Genomic DNA, 21957 nt, shown 5'->3' with positions numbered 1-21957 from the left:
GTCCAGGGGTGCGAAGACGTCCAAACTGGACTTCGTGCACGCACGCGCCGGCCTGTTCGACCTCTACGGAGACCACCTGCGATCACGCGGTGGCCAGGCCTCCGTTGCCGCCCTGGTGCGGCTGATGAAACCCTTGGAAATCGCCGCTCCCGCCGTGCGCACGGCCGTTTCGCGCATGGTCAGACAGGGCTGGCTGTCGCCGGTCCGGCTGCCGCACGGACCCGGATACGGCCTGACTCCGAAGTGCGTCAGGCGCCTGGACGAGGCAGCACTGAGAATTTACCGACCGGGGACGCTCGGCTGGCGGGGACGCTGGCACATGATCGTCTTCGGCCCGGTGCGGGAACGCCCCAGGCGCGAACGGCTGCGCGCCGATCTCACCTTCCTCGGCTACGCGGCACTGTCCGAGACGACCTGGATCGGTCCACGGTCCTCCATCGAGCTGGACAATTTGCTCGACGGCGAGGGCGTGGTGGCCGATCGTTTCGACGCCGCGCTGGACGGCGACCCACGCGAGCTCGTGGCCCGCGCCTGGGACCTGGACGGCATCGCGGCGGCCTACGAGCGCTGGCTGGCCGAGGCCGGGGCGCTGGTGGACTCGCTGCCCGCGCACGCACCCGACGACCGCGTCTTCGCCACCAGGAGCGTGCTGGTCCACGGCTGGCGCAACTTCCTGTTCCGCGATCCCGGCCTGCCCGCGGAACTGCTGCCGCCGGGGTGGCCCGGCGAGAAGGCGCGGGCATATTTCGAGCAGGAGGCCGCGCGCCTGCTGCCCAGAGCCGCCGCATTCGTCGACCACAACCTGGAGACCCTGTGATCCGCTACGACGTGTCCGAGAGCGTGTCCACCATCACACTCGACCGGCCCGACGCGATGAACTCGCTGACGGCCGAGCTGAAGACGGCCCTGCTCGGCGCGTTGCGCCGGGCGGCCGGCGACCCGATGGTGCGCGCGGTGCTGCTGACCGGCTCAGGCCGGGCGTTCTGCGCCGGCCAGGACCTGCGCGAGCACGCGGACAACCTGGAGGCGGGCCGCGGCCTGGCGGGCACGGTGCGCGAGCACTACAACCCGATCGTCGAGCTGATCACGACGATGCCCAAGCCGGTGGTGGCGGCGGTCAACGGCGTGGCCGCGGGGGCGGGCGCGTCGCTGGCCTTCGCCTGCGACCTGCGGGTGGCCTCGGAGAAGGCGAAGTTCGCCATGGCCTTCAGCGGCATCGGCCTGGTCCCGGACTCGGGCGGCTCCTGGACGCTGCAGCGCCTCGTCGGACCCGGCCGCGCGGCCGAACTCCTGTTGCTGGGCGAGCCGCTGGACGCCCAGCGGGCGCTGGAGCTGGGCGTGGTGACGAGGGTGGTCGCGCCGGACGACGTGCTGAAGACCGCCCAGGAGCTGGCGGTACGGCTGGCGCACGGCCCCACGAAGGCGTACGCGGCCACCAAGCGGTCGCTCGCCTACGCCGCCACCCACACCCTGACCGAGTCCCTGGAGCTGGAGGCGGTCCTGCAGGACGAGTGCGCCGCGACCGACGACCATCTGGGCGCCACCCGGTCCTTCCTGGCCAAGGAGCGCCCCACCTTCCACGGTCGCTGACCCATCGACTTTGGTCGGTCCCGGATAGCCCGAGGACCGATCCGCACCGGCCGCCGCCGTCCCTAGCGTCGTGGGCATGTCACTCAAAGGCCTGCCACCGGCGCTGGGGTTGCTGCTCCTGGCTCCGGCCTGCGCCGAGTACCTCAGCGGCTACGACACCTCCACGGGTGACGTCACCGAGCTGCTCGGCGGCCTTTTCGTCTTCGTCCCCCTGTACGGCGCCGCCGCCCTCCTCATCCGCGAGGGCGCCCGCAGGGCCGGCCGGGGCTGGCCCACGATGTTCCTGCTGGCGGCGGCCTTCGGCGTGCTCCAGCCCGGCCTGATCGACCAGGCGATGTTCAACCCGTCCTACCGCGACATCCCCTTCCTGGCGCCGATGCTGGAGCCCACCTACATCCCGCAGCTCGGCATCGGGGCATACCTGTCGCTGCACTGGGTGGCCGGGCACGTGGTCTTCAGCGTCTGCGCGCCGATCGCGGTCGTGGAGTCGTTCATGAGGCCGGAGCGCAGGACCACGCCGTGGCTGGGGCGGCCGGGGACCGTCGTCACGGCGGTGGCGTTCGCGGGCGCCGCGTGGTTCGTGGTCCGGTGGCATCTGGAGACCGAGGACTTCGTCCCGTCCACGGGGCAGCTGGCCGGGGCGGGCGCGGTGGTCCTGGCGCTGGTCGCGGTGGCGTTCGCGGTCAGGACGCGGCCGGGGCCCGCGGATCCGCGGCCCGCGCCCGGTCCGTGGGCGGTCGGCGGGGTGACGCTTGTCCTCATGTCGATCTCCCAGGTCCTGGAGTGGACGACGTCCCTGGTCGGCTGGACCGGGTTCGCCGTCTACGCGGGACGGCTCGCGGTGCTGGCCGTGCTCCTCGTCCTGTGGTCGAGGCGGACGGGCTGGGGGCAGACCCACCGGCTCGCCGCGGCGGGCGCCGCGCTGCTGGTCCAGGCCGCGGGCGCATTCGTCACCCAGCCGCTCGGGGACGTCTCCGCAGCCGCCAAACTGGGCCACAACACGGCCTTCGCCCTGGGCGTGGTCGTGCTGATCATCCTTGCCGGAAAGAAAGCCGAACTTCGCTGATGCCTGCTTCCGACCAGACCGTCGTGACGATTCCCGCCCTGCACCGGATCCTGGTCTGGGTGGGCGGGCCGCTGCTGGGGGCGGGGGTGCTGTGGCTGGTGAAGGCGCTCATCGGATGGGCGGCGACCTGGCCTTGGGTGCCGTTCGAGAAGCCGGTCAAGCTGCTGGCGGGGCTGGCGGAGCCGTACGCGACGATGGGCGCGCTCGGGCTGGGGGCCGTGGCCGGGCTGGTGCTGGCGTTCCTGATCATCGTCGACCATCTGGGGATCGCGGTCGACGACACGCGGGCCGTGTTCACGCACGGCGAGCGGCGATGGGAGGCGCCCAGAGCCGACGCGGCGGCCGTCTTCCTCGACGGCGAGCACGTCGTGGTCCAGGGCCACCGGACCGAGGAACTGGTCAGGACCCGCGGCGACCTGCCCCGGCGGGCCGACATCGAGCGGGCCTTCCTGGCCCGCGGCTATCCGTGGGTCGCGGGCGGCCCGGCACGGGCGGAGTTCCGGCTGTGGGCCGACGGACACCCCGACCTGGACGCCGCCGCCCACGCCTTCTTCAGGGCCAGGCAGGTGGCCCTGGAGAAGGACCAGAAGGACGACGCCGACGAGCTGCGGGCCGAGCTGGCCCGGCTGGACCTGGTGGTGCGCGAGGAGGGCAAGAAGCAGTACTGGCGCCGCCTGCCTAGCGAACTCTGACCTCGGCCAGGCCGATCCCGCCGGTGTCCGCGCGCTGGAGGCGGACGTAGCGGGCCTCGCCGGTGAGCGGCACGAACGTGGGCCGCAGCGCCCTGCCCGGCACGTGGACGCGCCGGGCGTCGGACAGGTCGGCGCGCGTGGCCAGGACGACGTCGAAGCCGGAGGTGGTCATCGCGGCGTCGTTCCAGATCTCCACCTCGGTGAGCGGCAGGGTGGCACCGAGGTCGACCTGCCACCAGGCGCCGGGTTCGCCGGCCGTCCTGCTGTCGGTGGTGGTGGAGCCGTCCACGGCGTTGGCCGCCGGAGCCTCGGTGGACGACTGGGTGGCTGGCCTTCCACGGGCCAGGTCGGGGGCCGGCTGCTCGACCTCTCCCGGTGTGGCTCCGGCGCGTCCGGCCACGGCCAGGGCTTCGGGCGGGAGCCGTTCCAGAGCGGTGTGGTTGTCCTCCATGAGCGAACCGCGGCCGGACAGCGGCGGGGCGCCGGTGTCGGTCCAGTTGCCGGTGGCGAGGTTGCCGATGCCGTACTCGGCCCAGTTGGAGATCCACTTGTAACCGACGCGGGTGATCACGTTGCCCTCGACGCGGATGTGGGAGCTCTGCTCGTCCAGGTAGACGCCGTTGCCGTCGCGCTCGGTGTTGCCGTAGGCGGAGCGGTTGACATAGTTGCCGCTGATCACCGTGCCGGGCTGCGGGCCCTGGGTGTAGATGGCGCCGCCGTCGTGCTGGCCGTGCTCGACGAGCATGACGTCGGTGATCCGGTTGTTCGTCAGCTTGTTGTCGCGCATGCCGGGCTTCTGCGCCTCGGGCTGGTTCCAGCCCCACCCGACCGAGATTCCCGAGTACGGCAGGCGTTCCAGCGTGTTGTGGTCCACGACCAGCGAGCTCTCGTACCCGGCCCAGATCCCCACGGCGTCGGTGAACTCCACGCCCGCCCCGCTGATGACGTTGCGGGCCACGGTGTTACGTTCGCCGCGCAGCTCGGCGGGCGGGTTCGGCTCGGTGTCGCCGACGTAGACGGCGCCCGAGGACAGGTCGGTGAAGGTGGAGCCGGTGATCGAGGAGTCCTTGGTGCCCGCCTCGAAGATCACGCCCGCGCCGCCGAGCCGCGTGAACACGCAGTCCTCGACCGAGACCTCCCGCCCGCCGCGGACCACGAGCGCCGCGGCGGGCTTGGTGTAGTGGCGTCCCGCGTGGCCGGCCGGGCCGGTGGCGCCGGTCAGCGTGAGCCCGGCCTGCGTTCCCGCGTAGCCCTCCTCGGTGTCCGGCTGCCGGTAGGCGGCGTGCTCGAAGGCCAGCCCACGCACCCGCACCCGCGCCGCGCCCTCGATCCGCAGCAGCGTCTCGGTCGCGGGCGCGACGACGTCCTCGGGGCTCTCCCCCGCGCGCGGCAGATAGGTGACGGTACGGCCGGCGCGGTCGAAGACGAACTCGCCCGGCCGGTCGAGCAGCTCGATGGCGTTCTCGAAGAAGACCACCTTGGCGTGGCGCTCGGCGTCCACGGTCGTGAAGTCCCAGGCGGGGCCGGTGCGGCCGGTGCCGGAGGCGGCGTTGGCCCAGCACGGCCGGGCGAAGACGACGCGGTCGCCCTCGACCCGGTCGACGCGGCAGTGGTAGTTGCGCCAGCGCACCCGGATGACCGCCGAGGCGTTGCCCGGATCGGACCAGGCGGCCACGCCGCGGGCCGGCGCGCCGGTCATGCCGTCCTCGGTGACCTCGCCGGCCGCCGCGAGGCGGGAGTCGCTCCGCGCGCGCACCGCCCGGACGCCGCCCACGAACAGCTGCCTGGGCGACACGCCCTCCGGTGTCTCGGCGACCCAGCGGCCCGCCTCCTGACGCCAGCCGGTGAGGTGTACTCCGCCGGACAGCACCGGCTGCTCGCCCGGCTCGGCCGTCCAGGTGATCGTGCGGCCCTCGGGGGCGCTGTCGCGCTCGTCCAGGGTCAGGGGGCCGGTCAGCCGGTGGACGCCGCCGGCCAGGCGGATCTCGATGTCGTGGTCGATGCCGTCGGCCAGGGCCCGCCGTACCTCGTCGCGGGCGGCTTCCAAGGAGCGGCCGGGGGCGACGTGGTAGACCTTCACCGGGGACCGCCCGACTGTTGCAGCGCCTGCTCGAACTCGGCGCGGATCTTGTCGCCGCCCTGCGCACGCCAGTCCTTGACGAGCTGGTCCAGCTCGCTCGGCTTGGCCCGACCGGCGACGATGGAGGTGACCTTGTCGTTGCGCATGGTGTAGAGCGACTCGAACTTGTTCTCGGCGGTCGGGGAGAACATGCCGGTGGTCGGGTCGTAGACCGCCTGGGGGATCATCTTCGACAGCGCCGCGTGCACGTGCTCGACGCCGTCTCGCGAGGTCGGGTCGTAGACGGCCTGGGTGGGCGCGGCGATGTACTTCCACGGGACGGTGATGTCCTTGGCGCCCTGGTCGGTCAGGATCGGGTTGCCCTGGTCGTCGCGGGTGTGGTCGGTGCCCGCCAGGCCGTACTGGATGAGCGTGAACTCCTCGCTGCCGAACGGCGCGGCGAAGAAGTCGGCCACGCGCAGCAGTTCCTTGACCCGGGACTCGTCGGCCTTTTTCAGCAGGTTGGTGGAGAAGGCGATGTTGTTGGCGAACGTCACGGCCTTGGCGCCGATGGGCAGCAGCGGGCGCGGGTCGGCCTTGGGGTCGATCTTCTTCTGGGTCTGCAGGTAGTTGCCGGGGCCGAGGTAGGCGGGCAGGCCGTCGTAGGTGATGGCGGCGCGGCCCGAGTTGAACTCGTTCTTGCGCTTGAGCGTGTCGAAGCCCTCCGAGCCGGGGTAGATGACGCCGGCCTCGCGCAACTTGATCACGTACTCCAGCGCCGCCCGGTACTCCTCGGTCTCGATGGCGTGGGTGAGCTTGCCGCTCGCCTTGTCCAGGCGCCATTCCAGCGGCACGCCGAACAGCTGGGTGAAGATCGACAGGCCGAAGACGCCGCCGGTGGCGGTGACGATCGCCCAGCGCCGTTCCTGCGGCCTGGTCAGCTCCTTGAGCAGTTCGGCGAAGCGGTCGAGGTCGGTGATCTGGGCCAGGTCGGTGACTCCGGCCTGGGCGAACATCTCGTGCCGGTAGAAGCCGAGGCCGCCGACGAGGTTGCGCGGCACGGGCACGCCGTAGAGCTTGCCGCCGATGATGCCCTGCTTCCAGAAGACCTCGGGCAGCGCGGCCAGGTTCGGGTACTCCTTGACCTTGTCCCCCGACAGGAACGGGGTCAGGTCGGCGCACTGGCTGGCGGCGAAGGCGGGCAGGTTGTTGACGCCCTGGGTGGAGATGTAGGGGAAGATGTCGGGCAGGTTGCCGCCCGCGACCAGCGTGGAGAACTTCGTCGGCCAGTCGTCGGTGGGCACGATCATGACGTCGGCCGTGCCGCCGAGCCGCTTCTCCATCTCCCGCCAGGCCGCGTTCTGCTCGCGGCCGGGCGGCGGCGGCAGGAACGTCTTCATCGCGATCTTCACCTGGCCGCCGGACATGGGCGGCTTCTGGACCGCCTTGAACAGCTCCTTCGGGTAGGTGAAGTACGCGTCGGGCACGCCCGCCGCGGTCCCGGGCAGGTCGGGCTTGGGGATCGAGGACAGCGGCGTGTAGGTCGGCAGCTTGACCGTGAGTCCCTGGGCCTTCGTCGCGGGCGCCTGAGCGCCGCCACCGCCGCAGGCGCTCGCCAGCGACGTGACGGCCACGCCCGCGGCGAGGCCGAGGAAGCCGCGCCTGGAGAGGTTCATGTGGATCTTCCTTCGGATGGGGGGTTCAGCCCTTGATGGCGCCGGTGAGCACGCCCTTGGTGAAGTAGCGCTGGAGGAAGGGGTAGACGATGAGGATCGGGACGACCGCCACCACGAGCACCGCCATCTGGATGGCCTGGACGGGCGCGGGCGCTTCCGCGGCGCCGCCGAGGCTCTCCAGCGTCCGGCCCTGGAGCACGAACATGCGCAGGATCATCGGCAGCGGCCACTTCTCGGTGTCGTCGAGGTAGAGAAGGGCGTTGAAGAAGGCGTTCCAGTACGCCACCGCGTAGAACAGGGCGATCACCGCGATCACCGCCTTGGACAGCGGCAGGACGATCCGGACGAGGATGCGCAGGTCGCCGGCGCCGTCCATCCGGGCGCTCTCCATCAGCTCGCCGGGCAGGTTCATGAAGAACGAGCGCAGGACGACCAGGTTGAAGGCGCTGACCAGGCTGGGCAGGACGAGCGCGGCGAAGGTGTTGAGCAGGCCGAGCTGCTGGACGGTCAGGAAGCCGGCGATGATGCCCGGGTTGAACAGCATCGTGAACAGCGCCACGATCAAGATGGCCCGCGAACCGGTGACCTCGCGACGGCTGAGCCCGTAGGCCATGCCGATCGTGGCGGCGAGGCTGGCCAGCGTGCCGATGCCGGTCACGAGCACGCTCACGAGCAGCGCTCGGGTGACCGTGCCGCCCTCGAAGATGGCCCGGTAGGCGTCGAGCTGCGGCGCGGACGGCAGCAGGACGAAGCCGCCGGCCTTGGCGATGTCGGTCTCGGTCGAGAGGCTGGTGCCGATCACCCCGACGAACGGGTAGATCACCAGCAGGCTCACGCCGAGCAGGATCGCGCCCTTGACGACCAGGCCCGCCTTGCCTGGCCGTTCCATCCAGGCCGGACGCTCACTTGGCCGCACCGCGGTACACCCCCTCGTGGCCCAGCAGGTGCGCCACCTTGTTCGCGCCGAGCACGAGGGCCGCGCCGACGATCGCCTTGATCAGGCCCACCGCCGCCGCGGGGCCCCACTGGCCGTCCTGGATGCCGTTGAAGTAGACGAACGTGTCCAGCACCTCGGCCGACTCCGCCCCGACCGCGTCGCGCTGGAGCAGGATCTGCTCGAATCCGACCGACAGGATGCTGCCGAGGTTGAGGATGAGCAGCAGCACGATGATCGGCGTGATGCCGGGCAGCGTGACGTGCCAGAGCCGGCGCCATCGGCCCGCGCCGTCCATGGCCGCCGCCTCGTAGAGCTCCTGGTTGATGGAGAGCAGCGCGGCCAGGAAGATGATCGTCCCCCAGCCGGCGTCCTTCCAGAGCACCTGCAGCGTCACGAGCAGCGGGAAGGTGTCCGGGTTCGTCATGACGTCGACCCGGGGCAGGCCCATGCTCTCCAGCAGGTTGGGCAGCGCGCCGGCGCCGCCGAGGATCTGCTGGAAGATCGAGACGATGATCACCCAGCCGATGAAGTGCGGCAGGTAGACCACGCTCTGCACGAACCTGCGGACCTTGTCGCTGATCACGCTGTTGAGCAGCAGGGCCAGGGCGATCGGCGCGGGGAAGAAGAGCACGAGCTGGGTGAGCGTGATCTTCAGGGTGTTGACCACGGAGGTCCAGAACCGGCTGTCGCCGAAGACCAGCTCGAAGTTGGCCAGGCCGATCCACGGGCTGTCGATGAAGCCCACGTACGGCTGGTAGTCCTTGAACGCCACCACGTAACCGATGAGCGGGGCGTAGTGGAAGACCAGGAAGTAGACCAGCCCCGGCAGGGTCAACAGCAGCATGACCCGGTCACGCTTGATCCGTTTGCGCAGAGGCAGTTTGCGTGGCGCGGCGCCCGCCGTACCGGTTGCGACACGGCGGGGCGTCACGGCGGCACGCGGTTGCGATGAAGTCGTCATGCGTCGTCCCTCCGATTGGCCGTGACCGTAGTAAGCGTTTTCCCCATCCGTCAAGACCCTTGCCGACAAAAGGGCTGCTCGCTTGACTGAGCCGCAGGCAGGGCCTAGCGTGCGGCCTCAAGGTCATAGAACGCGCTTACTATCGGGGAGCGAAACACGTGCGGGAAGAGAGCCGAAGACCGCGTGCCGCCCTGGCCATGGGGCCCGGCGTGCGCGAGTCGGTCTTCAGCGGGGGCGCCCTCGAACGGCTGGCCCGCCTGGTCGACCTCCACGACGAGGTCATGCACGAGGTGGACGAGAAGGTCCTGGCGGAGACGGAGGTGCTCGTCACCGGCTGGAACTGCCCGCCGTTCGACGAGCGGCTGCTCCGGGCCGCGCCGGGGCTGCGGCTGATCGCGCACGCCGCGGGCACCGTGAAGACGTTCCTGGACCCGGTGGTGCTGCGCAGCGTACGCGTCTCCAGCGCGGCCGACGCGAACGCGATCCCGGTGGCCGAGTTCACCTTCGCCGCGATCGTGTTCGGGGCGAAGCGGGCGTTCACGATGGCCCACCGCTACCGCACCCAGGGCAGCAGGCGGGACTTCTCCGGCATGCCGTGGCTCGGCACGCACCGGATCACGATCGGCGTCGTCGGCATGTCGCGCATCGGCAGACGGGTGCTCGCGCTGCTGCGCAACCTCGACGCCGAGGTGCTGGTCTACGACCCGTACGCCGATCCGGGCGAGGCCGCGGCGCTGGGCGGACGGCTGACCGACCTCGACACGCTGGTGCGCCGCTCACACGTGGTCACCCTGCACGCGCCGGACACCCCGGAGACGCACCGGATGATCGGCCGCGACCGGCTGGCGCTGATGCGCGACGGCGCCGTGCTCGTCAACACCGCCCGCGGCGCGCTCGTGGACACGCTCGCCCTGGCCGAGGAGGTGACGAGCGGCAGGCTCGACGCGATACTCGACGTCAGCGACCCCGAGCCGCTGCCTCCCGGCCACCCGTTCTTCGCGCTGCCCAACGTCTTCGTCACGCCGCACCTGGCCGGAGCCCAGGGCGGCGAACTGGCCAGGCTGGCCGACTCGGCGCTGGACGAGGTGGCGCGCTACTGCTCGGGCCGGCCGCTGAGGCACGAGATCCACATCGACGAACTGGGCAGAATAGCGTGAGTGACAAGGGAGGGCCCGTGACCGAGGCGACCATCGCCGACGTGGCCAGACTCGCCGGCGTGTCCAGCGCGACCGTCTCTCGGGTGATCAACCGCAACTACCCGGTGGCCGAGTCGACGCGCGCCAGGGTCGAGGCGGCCATCAACGAGCTGGGCTACGTGGCCAACGCGCACGCCCGCGCCCTGGCCGGGGCGACGAACAGGACGGTCGGGATCATCATCAACGACGTGATCGACCCGTTCTACGCCTTCATCGCCCGCGGCGTGGAGCGCGAGGCCACCGCGCAGGGCAGGCTCTGCATCATCTGCTGCACCCAGGGCAGCCACGAGCAGGAGCTGGCGCTCATCGACCTGCTGCACGAGCAGCGGGCCGACGCGGTCATCCTGGTCGGCGGCGCCTACGAGGACCGCGCCTACGCCACCCAGGTCGGCCGTAGGGCCCGCGCCCTGCACGCCAGCGGCTCCACGCTCGTGCTGTGCGGACGGCCGTCGGTGGGCGGCGACGTGCCGACCAAGGTCGTCGAGTACGACAACGAGGGCGGCGCCTTCGCCGTCACCGACCACCTGATCACCCAGGGGCACCGGCAAATCCTGTTCCTGGGCGGCCCCGCGCTCTTCTCCACCACCGTCGCCCGCCTGGCCGGGCACCGGCGCGCGCTGGAGTTGCGTGGGCTGGACTACGCCGACGAACTCGTCCAGCCCGGCCCGCTCAGCCGCCGCTTCGGCTACGAGCGGGTCAGGGAGCTGCTGGCCGAGGGCGCCGGCTTCACCGCGATCTTCGCGGCCAACGACAACGTGGCGGCCGGGGCGATGCAGGCGCTGGAGGCGGCCGGCCTCACGGTGCCGGGCGACATGTCCGTCGTGGGCTACGACGACGTCCCGCTCGCCCAGGAGCTCCGTCCCCGGCTGACGACCGTGCGCATCCCGCTGGAGGAGATGGGCCGCCAGGCCGTACGGCTGGCCCTCGGCATCTCCGACGGCAGCGACTACCTGTCCCCCGTGCAGACCAGCACCCGGGTCGGGACCAGCATCGTGGTCAGGGAATCCGTGGGCGCGCCGAAACCGCTTGCGGCTCCACGAGGAAGAAAAGCCGCAGGTCGCCGATAGAAACCGGTAGAAAGTTCCGGAAAGCCTTGACGGAGCCTAGTAAGCGCTTTCAAGCTCGGGCGGCATACGGCCCTGCCAAGGAGAACCCCGATGCGAAACCTCCCACGACGTGGCTTCCTCACCCTCACCGGCGCCCTCGCGGCCTCTCCCTTACTGGCCGCCGCCGCATCGGCCACCCGCCCACCGGACCCGTCGACGGGAGGCGCCTCATCAGGCGGTGCCTCCTCGGGTGGAGCCCTGTCCGGCGACACTCTGTCCGGCGACCGGGCCGCGGGAACCGCCCGCCGTACCGTGGTCGTCCGCGGGCGGGTCGCGGCCGAGAGCGAGCGGCTGCGGCTGCAACAGGCGTTGCGCACCACGGACTTCCACCACACCGGTGTCTACCTGCCCGCGGCCGCCACACTGACCGTCGAGGTGGCCGCCAAGGACGGGCTCGTGCCCACGCTGCACGTCGGCGCGCCCGACACCCACCCCGACGTCGCCTACAAGAACCCGCGCGCCTACCCGCTCGCCTCCGGCGTCAACACCGTCGAGGACGCCGGGGGCGGCATGGTCTACCTGTCCATGATCGGCTCGGGTGAGCAGGCCAGGGTCAGGTTCGTGAGCGGCGGGCTGGACGCGCCGGTCTTCAGGCTCGGCCGGACCACGGAGGCGGACTTCCAGGCCCAGCTCGACCGGCTCACCGGCGTGCCGCAGGCCGAACTGGTCTCCGGGCGCGCCATCGTCACCGTCACCCGCGAGGGCATCCTGCAGTGGCGCGAGCAGGACCACGCCGCGCACCTGCGCCTGCTTGAGTCGATCATCGACGCGCACGCCGCCATCTCGGGGCTTCGGGCGGGCGAGCGAAGTCCGCTGCCGTTCCACCTGGTGGAGGCGCCGCGGATGCCCACGGGCGCCGGCGCCTACGCCACCCACGGCTGGACCGCCTACCCGCGCACGTACCTGGACCGGCTGCTCACCGTGGACGGGCTGCGCACGCGCGGCTGGGGCGTCTACCACGAGCTCGGCCACCAGCACCAGCAGATGGCCTACAAGCCGGGCGACCTGACCGAGGTGACGGTCAACATCTACTCGCTGGCCGCGCAGCGGGCGCTGGGGCAGCAGTCCAACCTCACCAAGCCGGACGCCAAGACGGGGCTGACGCCGTACCAGAGCGCGCTGCCGAAGCTGCCGGTGGCGGACTTCACCAAACTCGGCGCGTTCGAGAAGCTCGTGCCGTTCCGGCAGCTTGAGCTGGCCTTCACCGAGGAGTTCTGGCCCCGGCTGCACCGGCTCGTGCGGGCCGAGAATCCGCCGTCGGACTGGACCGAGACCGCGAAGCGGTGGGGATACCTGGCCGTCTACACCTCGCGGATCGCCGGGCGGGACCTGGGCGGGTTCTGGACCCGGTGGGGCGCGCCGCTGACGCGGGAATGGCTGGGCAGGGTGGCGGAGCTCGGCCTGCCCGCCGCCGACCCGTCCGGGCTGAGCGAATGATCACCCGCCGGACGCTGCTGGCGGGCGTGATCGCGACGCCGATCCTGACACGCACGGACCCGGCCGCCGCCGCGGGATCGACCGCCGGTTCGAGCGAGTTCGCGGCGTTGCGGGCCAAGGCGGTCGCCATGCTGGCCGGAGGGCCGTTCGATCCGGCGGATCCGGCCTTCGCGGCCCCGCTCGGGCGGCTGGACGCCGCGGCGGCGGGGTGGAGCGCGGCGATGGAGCGGGCGGCCGGCCGTACTTTCCTGTGGGCGGACCTTCCGCTGACCGGGGCGAGCGCCGACATCGCGGCCAGCTACCAGCGGCTGCGCACGCTCGCCCTCGCCTGGGCGACCAAGGGCACCGCCCGGTACGGCGACGCCGCCCTGGCCGAAGACCTCCTCGCCGGCCTGGACCTCCTGTACGCCCGCGCCTACAACGAGACCAAGCGTGAGACCGGCAACTGGTGGCACTGGGAGATCGGCGCCCCCCGCGCGCTCATGGACACCTGCCTGCTGCTGCACGACCTCATCAGTCCCGGCCGGCGGGCGGCGTGGATCCGGGCGGTGGACCGGTTCTGTCCCAACCCGGACCGGCGTACCAACCTCACGGACTTCGCCGAGACCGGCGCCAACCGCGCCGACAAGGCGCTGATCGTCGCGCTGCGCGGCATCGCCGGCGAGGACGCCGCCAAGCTGGCGCTGGCCCGCGACGGCCTGTCCGACGTGCGCGACGGCGGGCGGCGCTCGCTGTTCGCCTACGTGAGCGCCGGCGACGGCTTCTACGCCGACGGCTCGTTCGTCCAGCACGACGTGGTGGCCTACACCGGCTCCTACGGCGTGGTGCTGCTGCAGTCGGTCAGCGCGGCGCTCGGGCTGCTCGGCGGGTCGGCGTGGGAGGTGCGCGACCCGAACGCGACGGTGATCCTCGACGCGGTCGAGCGTACCTTCGCGCCGTGGATCCACGACGGCCTGATGATGGACAGCGTGCGCGGGCGGGCGGTGGCCAGGCAGTTCGGGCGCGACCAGCATGCCGGGCGCGACACCGTGGACGCCGTGCTGCAACTGGCCGCCGGGGCGCCCGCCGCCTACGCCGCGCGCTTCCGGGAGCTGGCCAAGGGGTGGGTGAGCCGGGGCAGGTTCCTGGAGCTGGCCGACGTGCCGGCGACCGCACGGGCCAAAGCGCTGCTGGCCGACCGGTCCGTGGTGGCGGCGCCTCGGCCGTCCGGGCACCACGTGTTCGCCGCGATGGACCGGATCGTGCACCGCAGGCCGGGATGGTCGTTCGCGATCAGCCTGTCCTCCAGGCGGATCGCCATGTACGAATGCGGCAACGGCGAGAACTACCGCGCCTGGTACCAGGGCGACGACGCCACCTACCTCTACACCGACGGCGCCGACGGCCGGGACCACTACAGCGCCGACTACTGGCCCACCGTGAACTCCTACCGCCTCGCCGGCACGACCGTGGACACCCGCCACCGCGACCCGGCCGTCTCGGTCAGCGGCACCGCAACCTTCCGCCCGGCCAACGCCTGGACCGGCGGCACCACGGTCGACGGCTACGGCGTCGCGAGCCTCGACCTGATGGCCGCGGGGACGACGCTGACGGCCAGGAAGAGCTGGGTCTGCCTGGACGACGCGGTGGTCTGCCTGGGCGCCGGGATCACCAGCACCGACCACCGGACCGTCGAGACGATCGTCGACAACCGCGGCACCACGGCCCGGCTCACCCGGCATGGCGGCCGGGCTCACCTGCGAGGGGTCGGGGGCTACGTCCTGCTGGCTCCCGGCGAGCTGCGCGCGCTGAGCGAGCGCAGGACCGACACCTGGCGGGCCATCGACGACGGCCCCGGCACCGGCGGCACCGCGGACCCGGTCGCGCGCGACTACGTGACGCTCTGGCTGGACCACGGCAGCGACCCCGCGGGCGCGGACTACGCCTACGCCGTTCTGCCCAACGCCGGGGCCGCGCAGACGTGGGCGTTCGACCGGGTGAAGGTGCTGGCCAACACCGCGTCCGTGCAGGCGGTCGTCGCCTCTGGCCGCTCGGCGGGCGGCGGGCGGCTGTTCGCCGCCACGTTCTGGAGCGCGGGCGCCGCGGGCGGAGTGAGCGCCGACGCGCCCTGCACGGTCCTGGTACGGCAGGCCGCCGGCCGTATCCGGGTGGCCGTCGCCGACCCCGGCCGCACGGTCCCCACGGTACGGCTCGCCCTCGGACGACCCGCGCACCGCCTGATCAGGGCCGACGATTCGGTGGCGGTCACCCTGGGAAGGAATGCGGCCCTCACCGTAAACCTGTCCGGCTCCGGTGGCCGGACACATACCGCAGAACTGGCGATCGGCAGGACATGACCCCTTCTTTCCCCCTGAACCTCCCGCCCACCGACCGTATCCTCTCCCCGCGCACCGGCTGGACCCGCGCTCATTGGGAGGCGGTGGCCGATCAGTTGCTCGACGCGGTCGTGCCGTACGCCTCGCCGGGCATGGCCCGCTACGACCTTCCCGGGCGGCCCAGCTGGTCAGGGGTGCGCTCGGACGGGCTGGAGGGCTTCGCCCGCACCTTCCTGCTGGCCGCCTTCCGGATCGCGGGCGCCAAGGGCGAGGCGCCGCCCGGCCTGATCGAGCGCTACGCCGACGGCCTGGCCGCCGGGACCGACCCCTCGGCCCCCGACTCCTGGCCGGTGCTGACCGACTGCTCGCAGCAGATGGTCGAGGCCGCCTCGATCGCGATCGGGCTGCACGAGACGCGGGCCTGGCTCTGGGACCGGCTCGACTCCTCGGTACGGGAGCGGGTGACCGAGTGGCTGGGCGGGTTCGTGGGCAAGCGGACCTGGGACAACAACTGGATGTTGTTCCAGACGGTGTCGGAGGAGTTTCTCAAGTCCGTGGGCGGGCCGTACCGGCAGGAGGAGATCGACCGGGGGCTGGCGCGGATCGAGGAGTGGTACGTCGGCGACGGCTGGTACACCGACGGCGGCACGCGCAACTTCGACTACTACTGCGGGTGGGCACTGCACCTGTATCCGCTGATGTGGACGCGGATGTCGGGGGCGTCGGGCGAGGTGTACCGGGACCGCCTCCACACCTTTCTGACGACTTATCAGCACTTCTTCGGGTCGGATGGGGCGCCCATGCATCAGGGCCGGTCGCTGACCTACCGCTTCGCCGCCCTCGCGCCCGTCTGGATGGGCGCGCTGGCCGACGCCAGTCCCCTGTCGGCCGGGCAGACGCGGAAGCTGACCTCGTCCGTGGTTCGGCACTTCGTCGAGCGCGGGGTGCCGGACTCACGCGGCCTGCTGTCGCTCGGCTGGTACGACACGTTCCTGCCGGCCACGCAGACGTACTCGGGGCCAGCCTCTCCCTACTGGGCGTCGAAGGGCTTCCTGGGGCTGCTCCTGCCTCCTGAGCACCCGGTGTGGACCGAACGGGAGCAGCCGCTGCCGCTGGACGAGCACGACGTCGTGGCCGCCGTCCCCGCGACCGGCCTGCTCCTGCACGGCACCCGGCACGACGGCGTGGTCCGGCTGGTCAACCACGGCAGCGATCACGGCGCGCCGCCCGACGACCCCCACTACGCCCGGCTCGCCTACTCCACCCGCACCGGCCCCGACCACGGCCGGGCCGCCGACAACCACATCACCGTCTCGCCCGCCTCCCCCAGAGGCGCCATCCACCCGCTGACCTGCGAGGGCCGGACCGCCTCCTCCTATTACGAGACTCCCGGCGGCGACCGCGTCACCACCACGTCGGTCGTCCGCGGCCCGTGGGAGATCCGCGTCCACGCCGTCACCGGGCCGAACGGCTCCACGGTGCGGGAAGGCGGTTACGCGGTCGCCGACGCCTCGCCGCCCGCGGTGGTGACCGGGGCCGGTTGGGCGCTGGCCCGCAGGGCCGACGGGCTCACCTCCGCGCTCATCGGCCTGTACGGCTGGCAGCACGCCACCGTCGTCCGCGACGTCGAGGCCAACGCCTTCGGCCCCCACTCGGCCACGCCCCGGCTGGAGGCGGACAGCCCGGGGACACACGTGACACTGGTGGTGCTGTCGGGCGACGCCGTACACCCGACGGCCCTTCGAGACGCCATCGGCGTCGAGGTGGGCGAGGACGCCGTCGCGATCACCTTCCCCGACGGCGACACGGTCAGCGTCGCCCGGTCCTGACGACGCAGTCGGCGAGATGGTCGTTGACCAGGCCGATGGCCTGCATCAGCGCGTAGGCGGTGGTCGGGCCGACGAAGCGGAAACCGTGCTTCTTCAGCTCCTTGGCCAGCGCCTTGGAGCCCGGGGTGATGGCCGGGACGTCGCCCATCGCCTTGGGCACCGGGGAGTCCGGGTCGGCATGGCGCCACACCAGCTCCGACAGCCCGTCCGGCAGGTCGAGCGCGGCCTGGGCGTTGGCGATGACCGCCTCGACCTTCGCCCGGTTGCGCACGATGCCCGCGTCGCCGAGCAGCCGCTCCACGTCACGCTCGGTGTAGGCGGCCACCTTCTCGATCGCGAACCCGTCGAAGGCGGCGCGGAAGTTCTCGCGCTTGCGCAGGATCGTCAGCCACGACAGCCCCGACTGGAACGCCTCCAGCGACACCCGCTCGAACACCTTGTCGTCGCCGTGGACCGGGCGTCCCCACTCCTCGTCGTGGTAGGCGATGTACACGGGGTCCGCCATGCCGGTCCACCAGCAGCGGATCACCTCACTCACGCGGCCCCGCCCTCCGGCTCCTTCGCCTTGTGGACGAGCACGTCGGTGGCCGTGGGCTGCTTCTCCGCCTCGTCCTCCGGCGCGGACACGGGCGCGGCGGGCTCGTCCGGCGCCTCGGGATCGTCGCCCTCCTCGGCCAGCTCGCGCTCGACGACCGGCGGCTCGTGCTCGGTGCGGAGCCCGGCGCCCGGGGCGGCGTACACCTCCTGCCGGGCCTGCAGCCTGCTGGACAGCAGTTCCGAGACCCGCTGCTCCAGCACGGCGATCCTGGTGTCGCGCGCGCTGATGGCGCCGGCGGCGCGCCGCAGCGTCTCATCCACGCTCTGCGTGTGATATCCGACCAGGTTGACCGGCAGATGCAGCGCCATGAAGTCAACCGCCGTCAGTTGCCCGGACTCGGGCAGATCGAGCGGCGGGACGTCAGGCGGGAACTCGGTCAGCTCACCGCCCCTACCGAGGGAGACCAGCACCACACAGGCGAGAATGGCGAGCGCGGCGATGGCGAGTACGACCAGCACATTGGCATCGTACTCATACGATCGAGACATGCAGCCCACACTTGTCGCCCCGGGCACGCGAGTCGACCCTTCCTGGACCCTCGCCGCCTCCCCCGCGGAGGCCGCCCGCCTGGTGGCGACGGGCGCCGTCGTCGTGGTCGAACTCCCCGCCGACCTCAACCCCGCCCTGGCCGCCGCGGCCGTCTACCGCTGGCACGGAACCCAGATCTTCATCACCCACCACCACGACGAGGTACGGCAGGCCATCGACATGACCGACTCCCTGGCCGGCCGCCGCCCCCCGGCCCTGACCCGCCGCGGCCTGGCCTGACCCCTGCCCCCTCAGGGGGTGGCTTCGCCGAGTTCGGCGACGGAGGGACGGACCGGCTTGGGGGTCGCCTCGACGTGGGCCAGGGCGTCGTCCACCGTGGTGGTCCAGGCGATCGCGTCGAAGACGTCGGCGCGGGTGAAACCGGCGTCGTACATGTCCTCGATGAGGCGGCGGAGCGGGTCGTACAGGCCCCAGGGGTCGAGGATGACCAGCGGGCGGTCGTGGATGCCGATGACGCGGGCGGTCCAGATCTCGAAGAGCTCCTCCAGCGTCCCGATGCCGCCGGGCAGCACCAGGAAGGCGTCGGAGCGGGCGTCCATGACGCCTTTGCGTTCGCGCATGCCGGCGGTGACGATGAGCTCGTCGGAGTCGTGGTCGGCGACCTCGATGTCGACCAGCACCTGCGGGATGACGCCCACGGTGTGCCCGCCGGCGGCACGGGCGGCGGCGCCGACGGCCCCCATGCAGGACACGGTGGCGCCGCCGCTGACGAGCGTGTGGCCGCGCTTGGCCAGTTGGGTGCCCACGTCGGCGGCCAGGTCGAGGTACTTGCGGTCAATTTTCAGGCTTGAGGCGCAGAAGACACAGACATTCACGAAACGCCACCCTATGCGGCCAGGCTAAGACCAGAGACTGCGACCACGGTGGCGTGCCGACGCATCGCCGTGGCGGCGGGGACCACGTCCGACGTGAGAAGCGACCCTGCGATCGGCGCCCGCCCATGACGGTGGGGGGCGCCGGCCGGGCGTGCCGTAACGAATGAGGGGAGAGCTATTGGGGCTCGACCACGGGCTGGGAGCGGGCCGCGTCGCCCTCCGCGATGATGCGGACGGCCTCGTGGACGTCGTCGGTGAGGTGGATCAGGTCGAGGTCCTGGGCGGCGATCTTGCCCGTGCCCAGGAGCGTGTTCTTGATCCAGTCGACCATCCCGCCCCAGAACGAGGTGCCCATCAGCACCACCGGGAACGACGTCACCTTGCGCGTCTGCACCAGCGTCAGCGCCTCGAACAGCTCGTCCAGCGTGCCGAACCCGCCCGGCAGCGCGATGAACCCGCACGAGTACTTGACGAACATCGTCTTGCGCACGAAGAAGTACCGGAACTCGATCCCGAGGTCCACGTAGTCGTTCATCTTCTGCTCGAACGGCAGCTCGATCCCGAGCCCCACCGAGACCGCGCCGTCCACCTCGGTGGCGCCCCGGTTGGCCGCCTCCATGACGCCGGGACCGCCGCCGGTGATGACCGCGTAGCCCGACTCGGCCAGCGCGCGTCCGAGCTCCACGCCCATCTCGTACTCGGGCGAGTCGTCAGGCGTCCGCGCCGACCCGAACACCGTGACCGCCGGCGGCAGCTCCGCCAGTTGCCCGAAGCCCTCCACGAACTCCGCCTGGATGCGCAGCACCCGCCACGGATCCATGTGCAGCCAGTCGGTGGACCCCTGCCGGTCGAGCAGGCGCTGGTCGTGGGTGGAATCGGGGACGAGGTTGCCTCGTACTACCGCCTGCCCTTGGCGGCGCTCGGGACGTGACTGCTTCATGCGGGTCACGCTATCCCTCTGGCCGTGCCATACGGGCGAATCCCGGCTTACGGCAGGGCGAAGGCAATCCGCCCAACCTCCTCGAAGGGGGAAACCGCAGGTCAGCGTAACGGTGAAACCTGTCAGAAAAATCTTTGAAGAAGGAGGAACCGAAAATCGCGAACCCTGCGTCTAATCGGCGAGGGTGCTGCTCGGGACTGAAAGTGGCTCTCCCCGCCAAATGGCCGGCGAGGAGGGTCACTTTCACGTTGTGCCCCTTTATGTCAGCCAGTTCAGCATCGCACGCTCGCTGTCGGCGATCTTCTCCAGCGACACGTACTCACCTTGCTGATGGGCCAGATTCGGATCCCCCGGACCGTAGTTCACCGCGGGCACGCCCAGCGACGAGAACCGCGCCACGTCCGTCCACCCCAGCTTGGCCCGCGGCTCACCGCCGACCGCCGCCGTGAACGCCGCGGCCACCGGATCGGTCAGCCCCGGCCGCGCGCCGGGGGCGGCGTCGGTGAAGCTCACCTCGAAGCCGTCGAAGACCTCGCGCACGTGCTCCTGCGCCTGCTCGATCGTGAGGTCCGGCGCGAAGCGGTAGTTGACGGTCACCACGCACGAGTCCGGGATGACGTTGCCCGCGACGCCGCCGCGCACCCCGACCGCGTTGAGCCCCTCGTGATACTCCAGGCCGTCGACCACCGGCAGCCGCGCCTGGTAGGCGTTGAGCCTGGCCAGCACCGGCTCGATCCCGTGGATGGCGTTCACCCCGAACCACGACCTCGCGCTGTGGGCACGCTTGCCCGCCACGTGCACCTCTGCCCGCAGCGTCCCCTGGCAGCCGCCCTCGATCACCCCGTCGGTCGGCTCCATCAGCACCGCGAAGTCGGCCGCCAGCCACTCAGGATGCTCGCGGGCGACCCGATTGAGGCCGTTGCGCTCGGCCTCGACCTCCTCGCAGTCGTAGAAGACATAGGTGACGTCGCGGCTGGGCGCCGGCAGCGCCGCGGCCAGCTTGAGCGCGACGGCCACGCCCGCCTTCATGTCGGTGGTACCGCAGCCGTAGAGCCGCCCGCCCTCCACCCGGCTCGGCAGGTTCGCGGCGACCGGCACCGTGTCGAGGTGCCCGGCGATCAGCACCCTCTCCGCACGGCCGAGCGACGTGCGCGCCACGACCGTCTCGCCCGACCTGTCCACGCTCAGGTGCGGCAGCGCCCGCAAAGCCTCCTCGACCAGGTCGGCAAGGGCCTTCTCGTCCCCGCTCACCGACTCCACGTCCACGATCGCGGCGGTCAGCGCACCGGCGTCCTGGCTCAGATCCAGCATGAGTGCATTCCCTTCAGGCGTTGACGCCGTGCTCGCGCAGCACGTCGCTGAGCGCGGCCTTGTCGTGGCGCTCCCCCGGCTCCAGCTTCTTCAGCACCAGCACGCACGGCAACCCGAACGTGCCGCCGGGGAACTCCTTCTGGCGCGTTCCACCCACGGCCACGCACCAGTCGGGGATGCGCCCGCGGCCCAGTTCCTCGCCGGTGTTCACGTCGATGACCGGGATCGAGGCCGACAGGATCGTGCCCGCCCCGACGACCGCGCCGCGCCCCACCCGGGCGCCCTCCACGATCATCGCCCGGCTGCCGACCAGCGCGTCGTCCTCGATCACCACCGGCACCGCGTTCGGCGGCTCCAGCACGCCGCCGATGCCGACGCCGCCGGAGACGTGCACGTTCTTGCCGATCTGGGCGCACGAGCCGACCGTCGCCCAGGTGTCGACCATCGTGCCCTCGCCGACGTACGCGCCGATGTTCGTGAACGACGGCATCAGCACCACCCCGGGCGCGAGGTAGGCGCCCCAGCGGGCGATCGCCCCGGGAACCACGCGTACGCCGTCGAACGTGGTCTTCAGCGGCTGCCTGTCGTGGTGCTGGAAGTCGCCCACCTGCGACCTGGCCATGCCGAGCACCTTGAAGCTGAGCAGAATCGCCCGTTTGGCCCGCTCGTCCACCAGAACGCCGCCGTCCTCCAGCCGGGCCACCCGGGCCTTGCCGGTGTCCAGGAGGTCGATGGCGGAGACGATCACCGTGCGCGCCTCGGTGTCGGCCGGCGACAGCTCCGTCCTGCGCTCCCACAACTCATCGACCGCGGCCGGCAGCGGCGAGGACATGCTCTGGTGGCTCATGGCCCCGGAGCCTATCTGGCCGGGTAGGTTTTT

At 71.5% G+C, this 21957-nt stretch carries 20 protein-coding genes; 10 read left to right on the top strand and 10 right to left on the bottom strand.

Annotated elements, in window-relative coordinates:
* Positions 1-34: 34 nt before the first annotated feature.
* The 4 genes from ACIBHY_RS22110 (at position 35) to ACIBHY_RS22095 (ending at position 3348) form a co-directional block, all read left to right on the top strand.
* Positions 35-817, top strand: a complete 783-nt coding sequence (locus ACIBHY_RS22110) for a PaaX family transcriptional regulator C-terminal domain-containing protein (RefSeq protein ID WP_397307589.1) — start codon at positions 35-37, stop codon at positions 815-817.
* Positions 814-1590: an enoyl-CoA hydratase-related protein gene (locus ACIBHY_RS22105; protein ID WP_397307588.1), complete on the top strand. Its 777-nt coding sequence runs from the start codon at positions 814-816 to the stop codon at positions 1588-1590. Before ACIBHY_RS22110 ends, ACIBHY_RS22105 begins: the two co-directional genes overlap by 4 nt.
* A gap of 76 nt (positions 1591-1666) precedes the next feature.
* Positions 1667-2656 (top strand): hypothetical protein, encoded by a 990-nt coding sequence (locus ACIBHY_RS22100; RefSeq protein WP_397307587.1) that lies wholly within the window; start codon positions 1667-1669, stop codon positions 2654-2656.
* On the top strand, positions 2656-3348 hold the full coding sequence (locus ACIBHY_RS22095; protein WP_397307586.1) for a hypothetical protein: 693 nt from the start codon (positions 2656-2658) through the stop codon (positions 3346-3348). The genes ACIBHY_RS22100 and ACIBHY_RS22095 overlap by 1 nt, the downstream gene beginning before the upstream one ends.
* Here ACIBHY_RS22095 and ACIBHY_RS22090 read toward each other — a convergent pair.
* Genes ACIBHY_RS22090 through ACIBHY_RS22075 form a run of 4 tightly spaced genes read right to left on the bottom strand, consistent with a single transcriptional unit; the run spans position 3335 to position 8864 of the window.
* Positions 3335-5428: a right-handed parallel beta-helix repeat-containing protein gene (locus tag ACIBHY_RS22090; protein WP_397307585.1), complete on the bottom strand. Its 2094-nt coding sequence runs from the start codon at positions 5426-5428 to the stop codon at positions 3335-3337. The genes ACIBHY_RS22095 and ACIBHY_RS22090 overlap by 14 nt on opposite strands.
* Positions 5425-7083 carry an extracellular solute-binding protein gene (locus ACIBHY_RS22085; RefSeq protein WP_397251455.1) on the bottom strand — a complete coding sequence of 553 codons (1659 nt, stop codon included), beginning with the start codon at positions 7081-7083 and terminating at the stop codon, positions 5425-5427. The genes ACIBHY_RS22090 and ACIBHY_RS22085 overlap by 4 nt, the downstream gene beginning before the upstream one ends.
* Before the next feature lie 25 nt (positions 7084-7108).
* Complete coding sequence (locus ACIBHY_RS22080) at positions 7109-7972, bottom strand: carbohydrate ABC transporter permease (protein WP_397251457.1); 864 nt, start codon at positions 7970-7972, stop codon at positions 7109-7111.
* 13 nt (positions 7973-7985) lie between these two features.
* A complete protein-coding gene (locus ACIBHY_RS22075) occupies positions 7986-8864 on the bottom strand; it encodes an ABC transporter permease (RefSeq protein ID WP_397307584.1) in 879 nt (292 codons plus the stop codon).
* A 275-nt stretch (positions 8865-9139) separates the two neighbouring features.
* Between ACIBHY_RS22075 and ACIBHY_RS22070 the strand changes: the two genes are divergently transcribed.
* The 5 genes from ACIBHY_RS22070 to ACIBHY_RS22050 all read left to right on the top strand — a co-directional run bounded on the left by ACIBHY_RS22070 (position 9140) and on the right by ACIBHY_RS22050 (position 16864).
* Positions 9140-10138 carry a hydroxyacid dehydrogenase gene (locus ACIBHY_RS22070; protein WP_397251461.1) on the top strand — a complete coding sequence of 333 codons (999 nt, stop codon included), beginning with the start codon at positions 9140-9142 and terminating at the stop codon, positions 10136-10138.
* A gap of 17 nt (positions 10139-10155) precedes the next feature.
* Complete coding sequence (locus ACIBHY_RS22065; RefSeq protein WP_397251463.1) at positions 10156-11244, top strand: LacI family DNA-binding transcriptional regulator; 1089 nt, start codon at positions 10156-10158, stop codon at positions 11242-11244.
* 90 nt (positions 11245-11334) lie between these two features.
* A complete protein-coding gene (locus tag ACIBHY_RS22060; protein WP_397251466.1) occupies positions 11335-12720 on the top strand; it encodes a M60 family metallopeptidase in 1386 nt (461 codons plus the stop codon).
* Positions 12717-15056, top strand: a complete 2340-nt coding sequence (locus ACIBHY_RS22055; RefSeq protein ID WP_397307583.1) for a polysaccharide lyase 8 family protein — start codon at positions 12717-12719, stop codon at positions 15054-15056. Before ACIBHY_RS22060 ends, ACIBHY_RS22055 begins: the two co-directional genes overlap by 4 nt.
* Positions 15053-16864, top strand: a complete 1812-nt coding sequence (locus ACIBHY_RS22050; RefSeq protein WP_397307582.1) for a DUF2264 domain-containing protein — start codon at positions 15053-15055, stop codon at positions 16862-16864. Before ACIBHY_RS22055 ends, ACIBHY_RS22050 begins: the two co-directional genes overlap by 4 nt.
* Here the strand turns inward: ACIBHY_RS22050 and ACIBHY_RS22045 are convergent.
* Both ACIBHY_RS22045 and ACIBHY_RS22040 read right to left on the bottom strand, forming a co-directional pair.
* Positions 16845-17402 (bottom strand): DNA-3-methyladenine glycosylase I, encoded by a 558-nt coding sequence (locus ACIBHY_RS22045; RefSeq protein ID WP_397251473.1) that lies wholly within the window; start codon positions 17400-17402, stop codon positions 16845-16847. The two genes, ACIBHY_RS22050 and ACIBHY_RS22045, sit on opposite strands and share 20 nt — an antisense overlap.
* On the bottom strand, positions 17399-17920 hold the full coding sequence (locus ACIBHY_RS22040) for a hypothetical protein (RefSeq protein ID WP_397251475.1): 522 nt from the start codon (positions 17918-17920) through the stop codon (positions 17399-17401). The genes ACIBHY_RS22045 and ACIBHY_RS22040 overlap by 4 nt, the downstream gene beginning before the upstream one ends.
* Positions 17921-17948: 28 nt before the next feature.
* Between ACIBHY_RS22040 and ACIBHY_RS22035 the strand changes: the two genes are divergently transcribed.
* Positions 17949-18230, top strand: coding sequence for a hypothetical protein (locus tag ACIBHY_RS22035; RefSeq protein WP_397307581.1), 282 nt, complete (start codon positions 17949-17951; stop codon positions 18228-18230).
* Positions 18231-18241: 11 nt separating this feature from the next.
* Here ACIBHY_RS22035 and ACIBHY_RS22030 read toward each other — a convergent pair whose 3' ends face one another.
* The 4 genes from ACIBHY_RS22030 to ACIBHY_RS22015 all read right to left on the bottom strand — a co-directional run bounded on the left by ACIBHY_RS22030 (position 18242) and on the right by ACIBHY_RS22015 (position 21924).
* Positions 18242-18826, bottom strand: a complete 585-nt coding sequence (locus tag ACIBHY_RS22030; protein ID WP_397251479.1) for a TIGR00730 family Rossman fold protein — start codon at positions 18824-18826, stop codon at positions 18242-18244.
* A 175-nt stretch (positions 18827-19001) separates the two neighbouring features.
* Complete coding sequence (locus ACIBHY_RS22025) at positions 19002-19766, bottom strand: TIGR00730 family Rossman fold protein (RefSeq protein WP_397251481.1); 765 nt, start codon at positions 19764-19766, stop codon at positions 19002-19004.
* A 258-nt stretch (positions 19767-20024) separates the two neighbouring features.
* Positions 20025-21077 (bottom strand): succinyl-diaminopimelate desuccinylase, encoded by a 1053-nt coding sequence (gene dapE, locus ACIBHY_RS22020; RefSeq protein ID WP_397307580.1) that lies wholly within the window; start codon positions 21075-21077, stop codon positions 20025-20027.
* 13 nt (positions 21078-21090) lie between these two features.
* Positions 21091-21924 (bottom strand): 2,3,4,5-tetrahydropyridine-2,6-dicarboxylate N-succinyltransferase, encoded by an 834-nt coding sequence (locus ACIBHY_RS22015; RefSeq protein WP_397251485.1) that lies wholly within the window; start codon positions 21922-21924, stop codon positions 21091-21093.
* Positions 21925-21957 lie beyond the last annotated feature (33 nt).

Origin of the sequence: Nonomuraea sp. NPDC050547 (genome assembly GCF_044457345.1) — a bacterium.
Classification (GTDB): Bacteria; Actinomycetota; Actinomycetes; order Streptosporangiales; family Streptosporangiaceae; genus Nonomuraea.
The sequence above is the reverse complement of the archived record's forward strand: the minus strand, read 5'-3'. Positions and strand labels throughout refer to the sequence as shown.